The sequence below is a fragment of the Alphaproteobacteria bacterium genome, assembly GCA_040220875.1.
Lineage (GTDB): Bacteria > Pseudomonadota > Alphaproteobacteria > JAVJVX01 > JAVJVX01 > JAVJVX01.
Window position 1 is genome coordinate 122446 of sequence record JAVJVX010000009.1, and the last position, 15852, is coordinate 138297.

Sequence of the window (15852 nt, forward strand, 5' to 3'; positions counted from 1 at the left end):
CTTCAGGCGTCGCTGCCGTCAGATGTCGGCGTAGCAATGGGTCTCCGCCCTGGCGCCCGGATGGGTGACCGCGCCGTCCGACGCACTGCCGACAATCTGTGCGTAGCGCCAGAGCGCGCCCGACTGGTAGTTGTTCTCACGCGGGCGCCAGGCGTCGCGGCGCTTGGCCAGCTCTTCGTCGCTGAGTGCGACGTTGAGCGTACCGGCCTCGGCATCGATCTCGATCCTGTCACCGTCCCGGAGCAGGCCGATAGGCCCCCCGACTGCGGCCTCGGGACCGACATGGCCGATGCAGAACCCGCGCGTCGCGCCGGAAAACCGCCCATCGGTGATGAGCGCCACATCCTGGCCGAGCCCTTCGCCATAAAGCGCGGCAGTGGTGGACAGCATCTCGCGCATGCCCGGCCCGCCCCTCGGGCCCTCATAACGGATCACGATCACATCCCCCGGCTTGATCCGGCCTTTCACAACCGCCTCGAACGCTTCTTCCTCGCGATCGAAACATTTAGCCGTTCCGGCAAACTGAAGCATCTTCATTCCCGCCACTTTGACGATAGCGCCGTCGGGCGCGAGATTGCCCCACAACCCCACGACCCCGCCCGTCGTGCTAAGGGGCCTGGCGGCCCGGACGACAACATCCTGATCCTCGGGAAAGACGATATCCTTGTGGTTCTCGGCCAGAGTCTTTCCGGTCACCGTCAGACAATCGCCGTGCAGGAGGCCGGCATCGAGCAGTTCCTTTATGACGACCGGCACGCCGCCAATTTCCCAGAGATCCTTTGCCACATAGCGCCCGCCTGGCTTGAGGTCAGCGATATAGGGGGTCTTGCGGAAGATCTCGGCCACTTCCTTCAGCGAAAAACTGAGCCCGGCCTCGTGCGCGATTGCCGGCAGGTGCAACGCCGCGTTGGTCGATCCGCCCGTGGCCGCAACGACGATGGCGGCGTTTTCAAGCGCCTTGCGAGTCACGATGTCTCGCGGCCTGAGGTTTCGCGCCACCAGTTCCATAACCGTCTTGCCGCTCGCTTCGGCGTATTCATCCCGGGTCTGGTAGGGTGCCGGCGCGCCGGCCGAGCCCGGCAAGGCAAGTCCGATCGCCTCGCTCACGCAGGCCATCGTGTTGGCCGTAAACTGGCCACCGCAGGAACCGGCCGACGGGCAGGCCACGCATTCGAGCTCATGCAGGTCTTCGTCCGTCATTTTTCCGGCCGCATTCAGCCCGACGCCTTCGAACACGTCGAGAACCGTGACATCTTTTCCGCGGAACCGGCCGGGCAGGATCGTCCCGCCATACATGAAGACCGAAGGCACATTGAGACGCAGCATCGCCATCATCATGCCAGGCAGGGACTTGTCGCACCCTGCGAGCCCGACCAGCGCGTCATAACAATGCCCGCGAACCGTGAGCTCTACCGAATCGGCAATGACTTCCCGGCTGACCAGGGAAGAGCGCATGCCCTCGTGACCCATCGCGATCCCGTCGGTAACGGTGATTGTCGTGAATTCGCGCGGCGTTCCGCTTTCCGCTATCACGCCCTTCTTCACGGCCTGCGCCTGGCGATTCAAGGTGATATTGCAGGGCGCCGCCTCGTTCCAGCAGGTCGCGACGCCGACGAAGGGCTGATTGATCTCTTCTTCCGTGAGGCCCATCGCATAGTAATACGAGCGATGCGGCGCGCGGGAAGGTCCAACCGTCACGTGGCGGGATGGCAGTTTCATTTTGTCGTATTTTCGGTCGCCCATATTCTGCTATTCCGTTCCTGACAATCTGCCCGTCCGGGCAGGCGTCTTATTTCCAGTCACTACAATTCAACTCCGGCGCGGAAGAATCCGCCAGCTCGGAAGTGGCGCAAACTCGGGCCCGACCCGTCCAGTAATCCTGCTGCATCACCATCGAGTCCGTCAGGGAAATTACCCCATAGCGGTCATGGAGCAACCATGCTGCCGCCATGGTGACTGCCAGTGCTACCACGCCCCCGGCAATCGTGCGGGCCGCTCTCAGTCCTTTGGACATGCCCCCTCCCTTTTCGCTTTTTCTACAGCCTGTCAAACCGGGCCAGCGCCGCGCCCAGCTTATCACATATGTCGGCCGCCTCATCACGCCGCTGGCGCTGCTCGGCGACCACCTCCGCCGGAGCCTTTTCGAGAAAGCCGGCATTGGAGAGCTTCTTGTCAAGGCGGGTGATATCGGCTTCCAGCTTTGACATTTCCTTCTTCAGTCGTGCTTTCTCCTGATCAACGTCAATGACATCCATAAGCGGCAGCATCAGCGTCGCCTCGTCGACCACCGTCTGCACCGCCCCCTTTGGCACTGCGTCCTGAAAGTCAATCGACGAGATGCGCGCCAGCCGCTGCACGATTTCGCCGTGCCGGACCAGCCGGGCACGGGTGTCGTCGCCCGCCCCCTTGAGGAAAAGCGGCACCTGGGCGCCCGGGGGTACATTCATTTCGCCACGCACCGTGCGGATTGAGCTGACGAACCGGATCACCCACTCCAGATCCTTGCACGCATCGGTGACCGCCTGATCCCTGTCCTCCACCACCGCCCCGTCGGGCCATGCTTGTGACATCAGGAAGGCCTCGTCGCCAAACCCCAACTTCGACCACAGCTCTTCCGCGACAAAGGGCGTGAATGGCTGAATCAAATGCAGCAGACGGTCAAGCACCCAGGCGGTGGTGGCGCGCACCTCGGCCTTCTCTGCCGCGTCGTCACTCTGAAGAACCGATTTGGTAATCTCGAGATACCAGTCGCAGAAGGTGCCCCAGATGAAATGATAAAGCGTCTGCGCCGCTTCGTTGAAGCGAAACGCCTCGAGCGCGTCCGTCACACGCCCGACGGTGCGATGAAGTTCGCTCGAAATCCACAGGTTGGCCGGCAGGCGAAGTTGCGCCGGGTCAAAATCGGGCGCGAGACGGCAATCGTTCATCTCGGCGTAACGGGCCGCGTTCCAGAGTTTCGTGATAAAGTTGCGCGATCCTTCGACCCGGCCTTCCGACATTTTCACGTCCCGCCCGGGTGCGGCGAGCGAGGCCAGCGTAAATCGGAGGGCGTCGCCGCCATAGGTATCGATCAACTCGAGAGGATCGATGATATTGCCCTTCGACTTCGACATTTTCTGCCCCTGCGCATCGCGCACGAGCGCATGGATGTAGACAGTGTGAAACGGCACGTCCTCCATGAAATGGAGGCCCATCATCATCATCCGGGCGACCCAGAAGAAGATGATGTCGAATCCCGTGAGCAGCACATCCGTCGGGTAATAGGTCTCGAGGGCTTCGGTCTGGTCCGGCCATCCAAGAGTTGAGAACGGCCAGAGGGCCGATGAGAACCAGGTGTCAAGCACGTCCTCGTCCTGAACGAGGACGGCTTTTTCTCCGTACCGGGCTTCGGCCAGCCGGTGCGCATCCTCTTCCGTCTCGGCGACAAAGATTTCTCCGTCAGGGCCATACCAGGCCGGAATTTGATGGCCCCACCAGAGCTGACGCGACACGCACCAGGGCTGGATGTTCCGCATCCATTCGAAATAGGTATTCGCCCAGTGTTCGGGCACGAAGCGGGTACGCCCGCCTTCGACCGCCTCGATCGCCGGCCGGGCGAGTGTCTTGGCGTCGACATACCACTGATCCGTAAGCCACGGCTCGATTATAACGCCGGACCGATCGCCATAGGGCACCATGTGGATGTGGTCCTCGACCTTTTCGAGGAGCCCCAGCCTGTCCATTTCTTCGACGATTTTTTCGCGTGCCTCGAACCGGTCGAGCCCCCGGAAACGGGGAGGAGCATTCTCGTTCAGCCGCGCGCGGTCATCCAGCACGTTGATAAGATCTAGGCTGTGCCGTCGGCCCACCTCAAAATCATTGAAATCATGAGCCGGTGTGATCTTGACCGCACCGGAACCTGTCTCAGGATCGGCGTAATCGTCGGCGACGATCGGAATTTCGCGATCCATGATGGGCAGGCGCACTTTCCGGCCAACGATATCCCGGTAGCGCGCATCGTCCGGATGGACCGCCACGGCGGTATCACCGAGCATCGTCTCGGGACGGGTCGTCGCGACCGTAATGCTGCCGCTGCCATCTGCGAGCGGATAGCGAAAATGCCAGAGATGACCCCGTGTTTCCCGCGATTCGACTTCGAGATCCGAGATCGCCGTGTGCAGCACCGGATCCCAGTTCACCAATCGCTTGTCCCGGTAAATGAGACCTTCCCGGTGCAGGGCAACGAAAACACGGCGCACGGCACGGGACAGGCCCTCGTCCAGCGTGAACCGTTCGCGCTCCCAGTCGGGTGACGTTCCGAGCCGGCGCAGCTGGCTGACGATCGTGCCTCCCGATTCCTGTTTCCATTTCCAGACACGGTCAACAAAGGCTTCGCGCCCGAGATCGTGGCGGGTCTTGCCTTCTTCCGCCAATTGGCGCTCCACGACCATCTGGGTGGCGATCCCGGCATGATCGGTCCCGGGCTGCCACAAGGCATCGAACCCGCGCATCCGCTTGTAGCGGATCAGGACATCCTGGAGCGTATGATTGAGCGCGTGACCCAAATGAAGGCTACCGGTCACGTTGGGCGGGGGCATCGCAATGGTAAACCGCGGGCGATCCTCTTCCGGGCGAGCGGCGAAAACGCCTGCGTCTTCCCAGCGCTTGTAGAGCGCGGCTTCGACGTCGGCCGGCCAATAATGCTTATCGAGCATGGTCATTGCGCATCGGTTGCGGCGCCACCTCTGGCGGCGCCTCGAAACTCACAGGGATGGTTGAGTTACAGGAAAACGGCCCGGAGGAAAACCTTGGAAACCGGCAGGGATGGGCGTTCCGGCAGGCGGGCCCCGCGGAATCCGTGAAAACGACCTAGTCGTCTTCCGCCCGGCGGGCGATCTTTCGGATTTCCGCCTGCACCAGCCGCTCGACGATGGCCGGCAGGTTCTGGTCCAGCCAATCCTTGAGAAGCGGGCGCAGGAGGTCCCGAACGATGGCTTCGAGGGTTCGGTTGCCCAGCCCCGTGGGATCGGGCGTCGTTTGCGCGCCGGCGCCTCCGATCTCACGATGCAGGGCCGCCATTGCGGTCGCCGTCAGCGCGGCCGGCGCCTCCGAGACCAGGCGTTCCTCGTCGCTGTTTTTCGAGCCCTGAGTGTTGGCCACGCTGCCTGCCGTCTCTACCGGCATCTCGCCGTTCTCGTTCTCTTCACTGATGACGATCTCGTCGGCCTCGTTCCCCGCACCCTGGTCGCCGGCGGCCAGGGTTTTGTCCGTCTCCGGTTCGCCGGGCGCCTCAGCGGTCGCCTCCTCGTCATCGACGACATCCGTCAGTTCCAGAACGTCGTCTTCTTCCCTGTTTTCGCTGTCTTCCGCCATTTCACTCGCCCCGTCATTCCGGTTCTGAAAGGCTGACGCCCCTTCGGCGCCGTTTCCGGTCTCCGGCTGGCCGCGCCGCTCGGCCGCGGTATCCCCACCGCCGCCGGCCTGACCAGCGTCTCCATCTTCCGCCGGACCGGCCCCGTCGCCGCCGCTCCCGCGCCCCTCTTCATCCTCTTCCGAAATGATCCGACGAATGGAAGCCAGAATCTCCTCCATGGAGGGCTCATCCTGGTTACCGTTCTTGGAGCCGTCTTCCGCCATGATGTCCTGCAGTGCCTAAACGCCCGTACGAAGAGCCGCCGATTCCGGTCAAGCCCCCGAAATCATGGACTGATAATGGTTAACGCACAATTGCCGACGGGGAAACCACCATCGATTGGCCAAAATTCGGGTGCCGGGCAGAGGCCAAGTTGCCGAAAATCGCGGATCGTTCAGTCTTCTTCGCCGCGGCCAAGGCCCCAGAAGGTATTGCGCGCCTCGTCGTAATGTTCCTCGACGTCGTAAATGTCCACCGGCAATCCCAGATCCGCCGCCGTCAACTGCCCCATCGCTGCCTTCACCTGATAGGCGGCAACCACCTCGTCACGCTGGGCGGTGACCAGGCTGACGCGGGAATCCAGCAGTTCCTGTTCGGCATCGAGAATGTCGAGCACGGTCCGCGAGCCCACGAGGGCTTCCTGCTGGACGCCCTCGAGCGCCAGCTCGTTCGCCTTGATCTGTGACTCGAAGGACGAGATTTGCGCGCGTGCCGTCTTGAGCGCCTCCCAGGCGGCCGTCGCGCTTTCAACCGCGTTCCGCTGGGCCTCGCTGACTTGTAGTGCCCGTTGCGAGACACGCTGGCGGCGCTCGCGCACGCTCGCCGTCTGGGCACCGGCCTGATAGAGCGGCACCTGCACCTGCACCGTACCGGTCCAGTCGTTCGAACCGCTGTCACGACTGAAGGTTTCTTCGTTATCGCTGATCGAGCCGTTAAGGGAAACTTGCGGCATCAAGCCACCGACGGCAACCGACACCTCGGCCTCGGCCGCACGATGGGCGAAAAGGGCGCGGCGCAGCGCGGGCTGGTTTTTGACGGCCGCGCCGACGACCGCCTCTTTGGAATCCGGCAGATTGCCGGGCATGGGGGGCCGATCCAGATCGCCCGGAACCGCGCCGATCACGTTCTGGTAAGCGGCCCGTGTGATATCGAGTTGACCTTCGCTGCGGATCCTGTTTGCCACCGTCCCCCGGTAGCGCGCCTCCGCCTGGGACACGTCGGTCCGGGTGACCTCGCCGACACGGAAACGATCCTGGGTTGCCTCGAGTTGCCGACGCAGCACCTGTTCGTTATTGATCGCCAGGTCGAGCACCGCCTGATCGCGAAAAACGTCGGCATAGGCCCTGACACTGTCGAGCAGAATCGTCTGTTCGGTATCGGTCAGCGCGGCGCGCTGGGCAAAAACGTTGTTTTTCGCCCGCTTCGTCTCGGCGACCGTCTGACCACCCCGGAAAAGTGGCTGGTCGATCGAGACCGATGCCCGGCGTGGATTTCGGTACTCACGATCGCCCACGGCGAGGCCGGCTAGCCCGCTCTGGGTCTTTGCCCGTGTGCGCCCGTAATCGCCCTGCGCCGACAGCGTGGGCCGCCACCCCGAAAGGGCCTGGGCCACGGTCTCATCGACGCTCCGCAATTCCGCGCGAGCGGCACGGAGGGACGGATTATCGCTGTAGGCTCTGGTCAGGGCCTCGGTCAGGGATTGGGCCGATGCGGCCGGCGTCTGAAACACGAGATAGAGCGCCAGCGCGGCGCAACCGCCCAGCCTGACGAAACCGGGCCATGGCGTATTTATCGCGGATGCCACCCTAGAATACAAAACCAGCTTCCTCTTCCATTTCCGGCAGATGGGGGATCGCAGCGTCGAACACCGGGCGCCGGGTCACGCCATTGCCATGGCGCGTCACCAGAATCGCCTTGCCCATCCAGCCACCGGGGCGCTCCACTGCCGCGAGGCGCCCGCCATCCGATAACTGGGCGATGATCGCATCGGGTATCCTGGCGACGGCCCCGTCGAAAAGCACCACGTCGTAGGGCCCTTGCTCAGCGCAGCCCTGATCGAAGGGCCGATCGAGGATCGAAACATTGGCGACCCCAAGATCGGCCAGCACCGCCTCAGCCATATCCCCCATGGCACGGTCCGGCTCGATGGCGACCACAGCGCCCGCCAGCCTGCCCAGCAGGGCGGCCGAGTAGCCGGTGCCGGCGCCGACCAGAAGCCCGGCATCGGTGTCTCGGACGTTGAGGGCCTGGAGCAGCCGTGCGATCACCATGGGCTCCATCAGGTAGCGGCCATGCCCGACGGGGACATCTTCGTCGACATAGGCGCGCGCCACTTCGGAAAGTGGCAGGAATTTCTCTCGCGGAATCTCAGCCATCGCCGCGAGTACCCTGGAATCCGTCACCTTGTTGGGCCGGATCTGGCTTTCGATCATGTTACGCCGGGCGGTCTCAAAGTCCATGATTTGCCCTTGGGGATTTGCCTTTGGGTTTTATCTTCTCGACGAACGGGACTGGCCGCCAGTAAACCGCCAGCCCCTGGCGCAGCGGCGCCGGGCGTTTATACGGCCGAAGGGCCAAAAAGACAATGCGTTGAAAGGATTTAGCACCGGTTAAAGGGCAATGGCCGTCGCCGGGTTTTCGGCACGAAAGGTTCCGTCGTTTTTCGGCCGGGACGCCCCCCGGTTCGCTTCTGTTCGCTTCTGTTCGCTCGGGCCCGCTCTCGGGGTCCGCTCGGGGTCCGCCCCATCTCGCTCCGGCCCGCTCCAGTGGCCGCGCGCCCGCTTGCCAGATAGCGCCATGAAACGTATATCTCCTCCTACCCTTGACGGGAGCACCCGCCCCGGTGGCGGAGCCCCACCCCGCCCTCAAGATGGCCGAGTAGCAAAGTGGTAATGCAGGGGATTGCAAATCCCCGATCGTCGGTTCGATTCCGTCCTCGGCCTCCATTTTTCACCGTAAGCTTGACCGGTTCCCTGGCCTTCCGGAGCCTGGCGGGCTAAAAAGACTAAATTCTTTTTGGCGAAGCCCGGCAGCCGCTGGTATAACCCCCGACTTGGCGAAACGCGGCGGGCGCCTGCCTGCGCCGTCGCCGGGGTCGGTGCCTGACGGGCCCTGTTCCGCGGTAGCTCAGTTGGTAGAGCAGATGACTGTTAATCATCGGGTCGCAGGTTCGAGTCCTGCCCGCGGAGCCAGCCCGGCCCACCGCCACATCCTTCTCGCAAGACATAAGAATAATCCGATATCCGACTGATATTTAATATTATTTTTAGTCCTGTCTTGCCGTTTCCACAGCCAGCGGCTGACCCGCGGGCATATCCGACTTCGATTCCAGTCTGGCCGGTCCCCGTTCATTCGCGCCTTGGGGGGCCAGTCGCCGCGTTTCGCCGATCTTCATGATCCAGGCGTCCTCCTCGCCATATCCGGCATTCCCGGCCGCGCGCTTGAACCGCCCCGCGGCCTCGAAGGGCGGCTCCGGCGTGAGGCTGATGGTCCCCCAATGCATGCCGACCATCTGGCGAGCCCCGATATCCCGCCCCAAACGAACGGCCTCTTCCGGCGTGGCATGGCTGGCCACCATGATGCTGCGAGGCTCATAAGCCCCGATCCCGATCATGGCGAAGTCGAACGGGCCATGACTTTCCCCCATCCTGGCGAAGACCGGGCCATAAGCCGTATCGCCGCTGAAAAACAGCCGGTAACCATCCGGCTTCTGGACGCTGTAAGAGGCCCAAAGGGTTTCGTTACGGTCAAACAGCCCGCGCTTGGAAAAATGAATGGCCGGCAAGGCGGTAATCTTGAGCCCGGCCGCCTCCGTGCCGTCGAGCCAGTCGAGCTCCCGCACATCCCGGTAGCCGAGTTCGGTGAAGTAGTGTCCAAGCCCGAGCGGCACGATCACCGTGGCTCGGGCCTTGTGCGGCAGGGCCTCGATCGTCCTCAGATCCAGATGTTCGTAGTGATTATGCGAGACGATGATCAAATCGACGGGCGGCAGGGATTCGATGGGAATGCCCGGCGGCACAAACCGCTTGGGCCCGGCCCAGCTGAATGGCGAGGCGCGTTCCATGAAGAAGGGATCGGTCAGCACCGTCACCCCGTCCAGGCGCAACAGGAATGTCGCGTGGCCGACCCAGGTGATGCTGTCGCGCCCCGCCCCTTCGGTCAGTTGCGCAAGCGCCTCCCCGCGATCGAGGAGATGACCGGGCGGAACCGTCACGGTCTTGGACAGGACCAGCTGGTTGAACAGGAAACCGAGAAATTCAACGGTGCTTGCCGTGCGTACCGGGCTGCCCTCGGGGTTCCGGAAGCCATCCGCGGTGTGGTGGTAGGGCATCGCCTCCTGGCGCTCTGCCTGGGTCGGCGCACAGCCCGGCGTCGTCAGCCAGATTGCCAGAATTCCGCCGAGCACGCCGGCAATCCTGCATCTCCGCCGGCTCCCGGTGTTGTCACTGGGCCACCAACTCATATTCATATGCGAGTTCATATGCGAGGTTCCCCAAAACGGTTCCGAGTCGCACGCACCGGAGACGCATGTGGTTGGTGCCTCGATCCGACTCCGGGCGCGCAACAGCCAATCTGCGGCCCAATCACCCTAACCATCGCCACTCACTATGTTGTCCTCTGGTGGCCGCGCGCCGAATGCGGGCGCTTCGGCCGCCAGATACGCCTTTTCCTCCCGGGTCGAGGCTCGGGCCAGAATAGGATTGCGGTGCGGAAACCGGCCAAATCTGGCCATGATCTCGAAATGCTCGATGGCATGGGCCATAAGGTCGCGCGTTTCCGGGTAGGGACGGAGATCCGCGTAGAGACAGAGTGCCCGCCGCTGATCGGCCATCGCCTCACTATGGAGATACGGCAGGGCGAGGAAAAGACGCTGCACGGGCAAAAGCTCGCGGTCCAGGCCCTGTTCCAGGGCGCTTTCCGCCACGGCCCGTGCCTGGGGATCGGTCGCGTAGGCCGCCGGCCGGCCTCGAAAAAGATTACGCGGGATCTGATCGAGCAAGAGCACGAGGGCGAGTGCCCCGGTGGCCGTCGTCACAAGCCCGTCATAGGCGCCTGCGGCGGCCCTGTGATAATCGGCTTCGAACCGCTCCCGGATCGCTGCATCCCAGTCGGGCGTGCTGTCGAACCAGATCCCGCGGACGCGGCCGAATTTCGCGTGGGTTGGTGGCCAGAACCAGAAATCCAGCAGCCGGTGTTCCAGCGTCGCCGAGGCCCCGGTCATGAAGACCCCGGCTCTTCGGGTCCGTCCCCCTTTTCCGAAGTCCCCGGGCGGTAACCGATCCGGTCCCAGCGCGGCGGCGTCGGTGCCGCTCCCTCGCCAGTCCTTTCGCGCTCCCGGGCGGCCTCCTCCTCACGGCGCTCAAGCCGGCGACCATAAAAATTGGCCCAGAGCCAGCCGGCCCAGCACAGAATGACGAAACCGCTGCCAAAAAGGAACCAGCGCAGTCCCGCCCCTTCGAGCGCAAAAAAATCGCTGTCCATCCCCTGTCGTCCTCCGGTTTGCCCGACCCGGCCATTTCCATCCTCGGGCATTCGATGTCTCAGCGATTGGCAGCCCAACTGTTGCGGGCGAGCCGTTCGATTTCCACGATCTCCTCGGCGGGTACGCTGGCCGGGTCGCCCTCCTCCAGCAGGTCGTAGTGGTAGAGGTAGAGGCGCGAGGCGAACTGGGTGAAAAGCAGAGACGATTCGCCGAACATCTCGCCCTTGCTCGCAGTGGAGACCTGCACGCCGTCGCCCAGATCCTGGCCGCTATCGTTGTTCGGATTGTAGAAGTAGACGCGCATCTGCCCCTCCGGATCCGGCGCCACGCGGTAAATCGCGATCGCGTGCCAGCCAACGAAGCGTGCGGCGCTGTCCGTCATGGCAAGGCCAGCCGGCTGCGGATGGATCAGGGGCTGGTCGCCGTTATTATGCGGGTGGTAGGCGGCGTAGAATTCGCGCAAGAAATCCTCGTAGGCCGACAGCTTGCCGGTCGCCACATCGACCGCCAGCCGGCAGCCGCGGCCGACCCACCAGCCATGCAACTCGGGATTGACCCAGCGGTGCGGATCACCCGGCCGGTCCGCGCACAATCGGCCCATCTCCACATAGATCCGGTCAAGATGCGGTACCAGCACGCTCGACACCGGATCGACGTCGGCCGGCGGGCGGTTCGCCATCCCGGCACCCAGCGCGCTGGACGAGATCGCCTGGCCCTCGAAATGCATCACTACCTCGTTGTCGCGCGCCGCCCAGCGAATCAGCTGCATCAGATAGTCGGGCACAATATGTGACCACATCGCCGTGGCCCGGGCCGCTTGGCAGGTCGGGTTGTTGCCCTGGCCGATGCCGAGCGGCTGGCCCAGCACGCTAAGCACACCTGCCAGCAGGTGTACCCGGGCCGGTTGCCCCGTGCCGAAGCGTATGGCGATGGTCTGCTCCGCCTCGGCACAGAGCGGCAGGGCCATCTGGCGCCACAGCGCGGGCGCCAGCGCGGGAACGTGGATGATGCCGCGTTCCAGCAGCATGGCCAGCCCGTAGATCGCCTGGCAGGTTTCGATGTGAATTGCCTCGCGGATCAGCGAGCGGAACAGGGTCTGATAGAAGTTCAGCCCGTCGATCCCGGTGCTGCTCAGGCCCAGGGTCGTGGCCAGCAGCTCGGGATTGGTCTCGTTAACGTGGCGCAGGAACACGGCATGGTAGGCTGAGACGAGGCCTGTGTCGTGCATCGCCCGGGCGAAGGCACGGGCCTCCTGCTGCAACAGCTTGGCGTCCATTGCCGCCACCCGCTCGCGGTAGAGGTCCAAACCCGGGTCCTCCCGACTGGCGTTGGTCGGCCGGAACAGGGCGCTGATCAGCCGGTCCGCGCCGAGGCTGCTCGCCCCGTCGACACCTTCGCCCTGGCCTTCGACCAGCCAAGCGGCGATCTGGGTCACCATGTCCTTGACCTCGGTCACCACGATCGGCCGCTGCGCCAGGATGCGCCAGATCTCCTCGATCAGCTTGCCGAAGATCTCCGAGTAACCGACATGCTCGACAAGGAAGCGGAACACGTTGTGCACCACCGGGCCGAGGTTTCCCGGCCGCAGGCGGTCAGCCTCGTTCATCTGGTCAAACAACAGGTCGAGGTTGAGCCCGACCGCCTGCGAAAGAAAATGCTGGGCCTGCTCGGCCGACAGCGAATCGTGCAGGTAAATGCCGCGCGCCACTGCCAGCATGCGAAGCTGGCTCAGGCATTCCAGGGTGGTGGCGTACTGATCGCCCTCGCGCAGGGTCTTTGCGGAGATCGGCGCCTGCAGAATTTCCGGCTGAGCGTAGTCGCTGCCCCAGAAAATGCCGGCCTGTTCGAGCTCCTGCACACGCTCGTAGACCACCGCCACGCCGTCAGGAGTAGCCAGTAGCCGGCGCGCGGCGTCGAGCAGGCGGGCCGCGCCGGTCCATTTCGCGAAGTTGCGAGTCTCGCCCAGCCGGCTCGTCGCATTATCCAGCTTCTCGCCGAGCTGTCTCAGCCGTTCGCTATCGGTCATGCCCTCCAAGGCGCGCCCCTTGTGGCTCGGCGATGGTCGCAGGGTGCGGCACGCGGCCAGCCGGCCCGAGGTCGTGCCGGGTCCGTCCACCGCGTCCGGCCGCCGGCGGGGTCAGGCCCGCTAGGATCAGACATAGAAATCCAGTTCTTCCTGATGCTTCAGCAGGTCGCGCATCTTGTGCGGGTCGTCGCCATGGAAAAACACCAGCCCCCAATGCGTGCCGAAGGCGGATCGCTTGGTTACGATTTCCTCCATGGGTTCGGTCAGTTCGTGATAATCGAAATAGGGGTGCTCCTCGGTTTCCTTTGGGATCTTCAATGCGCTGACGACGCGCCGCCGTGGATAAACACCGAAGGTGCCGGCGTGCCCGTTGGCGTCGACCACCTCGCGCGGGAAGAAGGCTTCGATCTCTTCCTCCGTCGTCTTCGGGTCAAAGCACAGAATCAGCGCCTGATAGGCGTTGAAGCCATAGGCTCGCTCGATCAGCTCGAACGCCTTGAAGCCGGGCGGCCGGTAGGCGACCTCGCCGAAGTACATCTCGCCGTCACTGGTGACGAAGAACTCCGGATGGATGAAGCCAAACTGGATGTCGAAGGTCTTCACCAGTCGCTCGACCTGCTGGGTGATGAGTTGGCGCCAGCTCTCCAGCTCGGGCGTCGCCGGCACGAACACCGAATAGCCCAGGGTGACGTATTCGGAAATGTTCAGGAACCGCACCTTACCGTTGAACACCCAGGCCTCGACCGCGAACTCCCATCCGTCGAGATGGCTCTCCATCAGAATCGGGAACTCTTCGTCGGAGACGCTTTCGACGTCCTCCGGCGTGCGAATCACCCGGTGGCCGAGGCAGCCCGCCTTGTCGAACGCCTTGAGGTGGATCGGGTCGTTCAGGTCGCCGTCGAGCTTGAGCAGCGTCTGATTCACCCTTTTCAGGAAGCGCGTGATGTCCTCGCGATCGTGGGCCTCCTCGAAAATTCCCACGCGCAGGCCGCCCAGCTGGGCACGGCGCTTCATCAGCGCCTTGTCTCGGAACAGCACAGCCTGCCCGTGCAGGCGCGGGCTGTCGAACAGAACGGCATTGATCGCCCCGGCCCATTCGACAGTCTCCTCGAACAGCGGGATCGCCACGTCGACGCCCTCGTTCTTGAGGCGCTCCGCAATCTCCATCGAACGCTCGTTCAGCCGGTCAAAATTCCAGTTGATGAACGGGATATTATGCTTGTTCGCATACTCCTCCGCCCAGTCCGGTGCGACGACGACATAGCGCCTGTTGAAGCGGTCTGCGGCGTCGATCGCGCCCAGGCTCCAGCCAAGCAGCGCAACGTATCCTTTGGACGGGTCTTTGTCGGTCTGTTCCATGGGGCTCGTCTTCCGTTCGATTTGGATCCTCGCAGGCGCGTCCATCGGATTTTCATCCGACGGACGAAGATCCGAAGATCGCGCACGGTCTGCCACACGATATAACGGGCGGTACGGTTTTGCAAAAATGCGCCCCCGGCGATGACCGCGTTTGGCTGACGTATCACGGACGGAGCGGGGCTTCCGGGCTGTCGGCGCCGTCAATGTTTCAGCCGCACCTCGCGTGTCAATCCGGATCAGCCCAGATCACCGAAACGGTTGATCGCCAACGTTGATCGCCAACGTTGATCGCCAATACCGGGCGCCATGGTCCTCTTTTGACCTGAGCGAAGATCCCAAGAAGTCCTGTTTCAGGGGGCGCGCAAACTTGAGCCGCAGCAGGCGGGGCTGCGCTTTCGCCGTCGCGTTCGCCGTCGGGTCCCCGCGGCATTCTCGTGAACCCTTTGTCCCGGCCCGCGAACCCTTTGTCCCGGCCGAAAATCACGCGCGCGGGCCGTGCCGCGGCCGGCTTCAAACGGGAAAGGTGGAATCATACTTTTTTCGCGGAGTTCAGGGGGTTTTTAACCTTTCCCGCTAGATTCGTAGACCCTCCGGCGGGAGGCTCCCTGTAACCGACCATCAGGCACCCGATATGCGCTGGCCAACAACATCTGGTTTCCGGTTTCCGCCTTTCTACCGGGCCGTCCGTCTGCTTCTGGCAGCGTGTGCGGTGCTGGCGGCGGCCCCGCAGGCCGTTGGCGCGGGCGATCTGGAAAAAGCCCGGGCCGATTATGCAGCGGCCGATTTCACCGCTGCCCTCGAGGCTTTTCGCCGGCTTGGCGCCTTTCAGGAGACCGCCGAGGCCCAGTTCATGGCCGGCGAGATGACCCGATTGGGCCTGGGCACGGAACCCGACCGGATTCAGGCCGCCGAATGGTATCGGCGGGCGGCCCTTCTCGGCCACGGAAACGCCCAATTCGCGCTCGGCCGGTTGCTGGTCGAACACCCGGATTTGTCTCAGGCACCCGGCGAAGCGATGAAGTGGCTTCGCAATTCCTTTTCACAAAATATTGCCGATGCAGGATTTTTTATAGGATTTCTTTATGAGAAAGGGCGGCATGTCATCGCCGATCCCCAGAGAGCAGTGCGTTGGTATGAGCGCGCCGCAGAAAACGGCAGCAATGCTGCCCGATTTCGTCTGGCTGAAATGAGTTTCAAGGGGGACGGCATGGCCCAGAACTATGGCCGGGCCCTCGATCTGATCAAGGCGGCCGCTGAATCCGGGCACGCTCCGGCTCAACTGGCGCTGGCCCGGCTTTACCGGACCGGCCTCCCCGGCCGACCCGAACTGCACGCCAACCCGATCTGGGCCTATTTCTGGGCCAATCTGGCGGCGGCCGCGGGAGAACCCGACGCCGTGACGCTTCGCGATGAACTCGCCGAGCGTCTTGCCCCCACCCAGCTGGCCAGCGCCCAGGAGCGCGCCGCTGCCTGGCGGGCGGAGAACCTTCCTGACTGAGTCCGGTCCCGAGCCCAACCCGGCGTAAAGTCGTGGCTTATCCCGCGATCGTCGCTTGACGGTAGGGGCGAGCCCGCCTATCGCAGGTCCTGGAT

12 protein-coding genes and 2 tRNA genes are annotated in these 15852 nt (G+C 63.5%); 3 read left to right on the forward strand and 11 right to left on the reverse strand.

The window, feature by feature from the left end; all coding sequences use genetic code 11:
* Positions 1-18 precede the first annotated feature (18 nt).
* The 6 genes from ilvD to RLQ26_10115 form a co-directional block, all read right to left on the reverse strand.
* A complete protein-coding gene (gene ilvD / locus RLQ26_10090; GenBank protein ID MEQ9089076.1) occupies positions 19-1743 on the reverse strand; it encodes a dihydroxy-acid dehydratase in 1725 nt (574 codons plus the stop codon).
* Between the two features lie 46 nt (positions 1744-1789).
* Complete coding sequence (locus tag RLQ26_10095) at positions 1790-2014, reverse strand: hypothetical protein (protein MEQ9089077.1); 225 nt, start codon at positions 2012-2014, stop codon at positions 1790-1792.
* Between the two features lie 22 nt (positions 2015-2036).
* Complete coding sequence (locus RLQ26_10100) at positions 2037-4694, reverse strand: valine--tRNA ligase (GenBank protein MEQ9089078.1); 2658 nt, start codon at positions 4692-4694, stop codon at positions 2037-2039.
* A 154-nt stretch (positions 4695-4848) separates the two neighbouring features.
* Positions 4849-5616, reverse strand: coding sequence for a DUF2497 domain-containing protein (locus tag RLQ26_10105; GenBank protein MEQ9089079.1), 768 nt, complete (start codon positions 5614-5616; stop codon positions 4849-4851).
* A 170-nt stretch (positions 5617-5786) separates the two neighbouring features.
* Positions 5787-7196 carry a TolC family outer membrane protein gene (locus RLQ26_10110; GenBank protein MEQ9089080.1) on the reverse strand — a complete coding sequence of 470 codons (1410 nt, stop codon included), beginning with the start codon at positions 7194-7196 and terminating at the stop codon, positions 5787-5789.
* Position 7197: 1 nt separating this feature from the next.
* The gene (locus RLQ26_10115) at positions 7198-7851 is read right to left on the reverse strand and encodes a protein-L-isoaspartate O-methyltransferase (protein ID MEQ9089081.1); all 654 of its coding nucleotides are present in this window, start codon (positions 7849-7851) and stop codon (positions 7198-7200) included.
* 412 nt (positions 7852-8263) lie between these two features.
* On the opposite strand from RLQ26_10115, the gene RLQ26_10120 reads away from it, so the two are divergent.
* Positions 8264-8337: transfer RNA gene (locus RLQ26_10120), tRNA-Cys, on the forward strand.
* 170 nt (positions 8338-8507) lie between these two features.
* Positions 8508-8583 (forward strand) — tRNA-Asn (locus RLQ26_10125).
* Between the two features lie 74 nt (positions 8584-8657).
* On the opposite strand, the gene RLQ26_10130 is transcribed toward RLQ26_10125, so the two are convergent.
* The 5 genes from RLQ26_10130 to RLQ26_10150 all read right to left on the reverse strand — a co-directional run bounded on the left by RLQ26_10130 (position 8658) and on the right by RLQ26_10150 (position 14259).
* Positions 8658-9797, reverse strand: a complete 1140-nt coding sequence (locus RLQ26_10130; GenBank protein MEQ9089082.1) for an MBL fold metallo-hydrolase — start codon at positions 9795-9797, stop codon at positions 8658-8660.
* Between the two features lie 183 nt (positions 9798-9980).
* The gene (locus tag RLQ26_10135; protein ID MEQ9089083.1) at positions 9981-10613 is read right to left on the reverse strand and encodes a DUF924 family protein; all 633 of its coding nucleotides are present in this window, start codon (positions 10611-10613) and stop codon (positions 9981-9983) included.
* Entirely contained in the window at positions 10610-10873 is a 264-nt protein-coding gene (locus RLQ26_10140) for a hypothetical protein (GenBank protein MEQ9089084.1), read from the reverse strand. Before RLQ26_10140 ends, RLQ26_10135 begins: the two co-directional genes overlap by 4 nt.
* A 59-nt stretch (positions 10874-10932) precedes the next feature.
* The gene (locus tag RLQ26_10145) at positions 10933-12900 is read right to left on the reverse strand and encodes a hypothetical protein (GenBank protein MEQ9089085.1); all 1968 of its coding nucleotides are present in this window, start codon (positions 12898-12900) and stop codon (positions 10933-10935) included.
* A gap of 126 nt (positions 12901-13026) precedes the next feature.
* Positions 13027-14259 (reverse strand): carboxylate--amine ligase, encoded by a 1233-nt coding sequence (locus RLQ26_10150; GenBank protein MEQ9089086.1) that lies wholly within the window; start codon positions 14257-14259, stop codon positions 13027-13029.
* Between the two features lie 631 nt (positions 14260-14890).
* Here RLQ26_10150 and RLQ26_10155 point away from each other — a divergent pair.
* Positions 14891-15757 carry a tetratricopeptide repeat protein gene (locus RLQ26_10155; GenBank protein ID MEQ9089087.1) on the forward strand — a complete coding sequence of 289 codons (867 nt, stop codon included), beginning with the start codon at positions 14891-14893 and terminating at the stop codon, positions 15755-15757.
* Positions 15758-15852: the final 95 nt, after the last annotated feature.

What these genes read in the sequence shown, in the direction of transcription:
- ilvD (MEQ9089076.1), bottom strand. Translation starts at nt 1,743, where the DNA reads ATGGGCGACCGAAAATACGACAAAATGAAACTGCCATCCCGCCACGTG.
- RLQ26_10095 (MEQ9089077.1), bottom strand. Translation starts at nt 2,014, where the DNA reads ATGTCCAAAGGACTGAGAGCGGCCCGCACGATTGCCGGGGGCGTGGTA.
- RLQ26_10100 (MEQ9089078.1), bottom strand. Translation starts at nt 4,694, where the DNA reads ATGCTCGATAAGCATTATTGGCCGGCCGACGTCGAAGCCGCGCTCTAC.
- RLQ26_10105 (MEQ9089079.1), bottom strand. Translation starts at nt 5,616, where the DNA reads ATGGCGGAAGACGGCTCCAAGAACGGTAACCAGGATGAGCCCTCCATG.
- RLQ26_10115 (MEQ9089081.1), bottom strand. Translation starts at nt 7,851, where the DNA reads ATGGACTTTGAGACCGCCCGGCGTAACATGATCGAAAGCCAGATCCGG.
- RLQ26_10135 (MEQ9089083.1), bottom strand. Translation starts at nt 10,613, where the DNA reads ATGACCGGGGCCTCGGCGACGCTGGAACACCGGCTGCTGGATTTCTGG.
- RLQ26_10140 (MEQ9089084.1), bottom strand. Translation starts at nt 10,873, where the DNA reads ATGGACAGCGATTTTTTTGCGCTCGAAGGGGCGGGACTGCGCTGGTTC.
- RLQ26_10145 (MEQ9089085.1), bottom strand. Translation starts at nt 12,900, where the DNA reads ATGACCGATAGCGAACGGCTGAGACAGCTCGGCGAGAAGCTGGATAAT.
- RLQ26_10150 (MEQ9089086.1), bottom strand. Translation starts at nt 14,259, where the DNA reads ATGGAACAGACCGACAAAGACCCGTCCAAAGGATACGTTGCGCTGCTT.
- RLQ26_10155 (MEQ9089087.1), top strand. Translation starts at nt 14,891, where the DNA reads ATGCGCTGGCCAACAACATCTGGTTTCCGGTTTCCGCCTTTCTACCGG.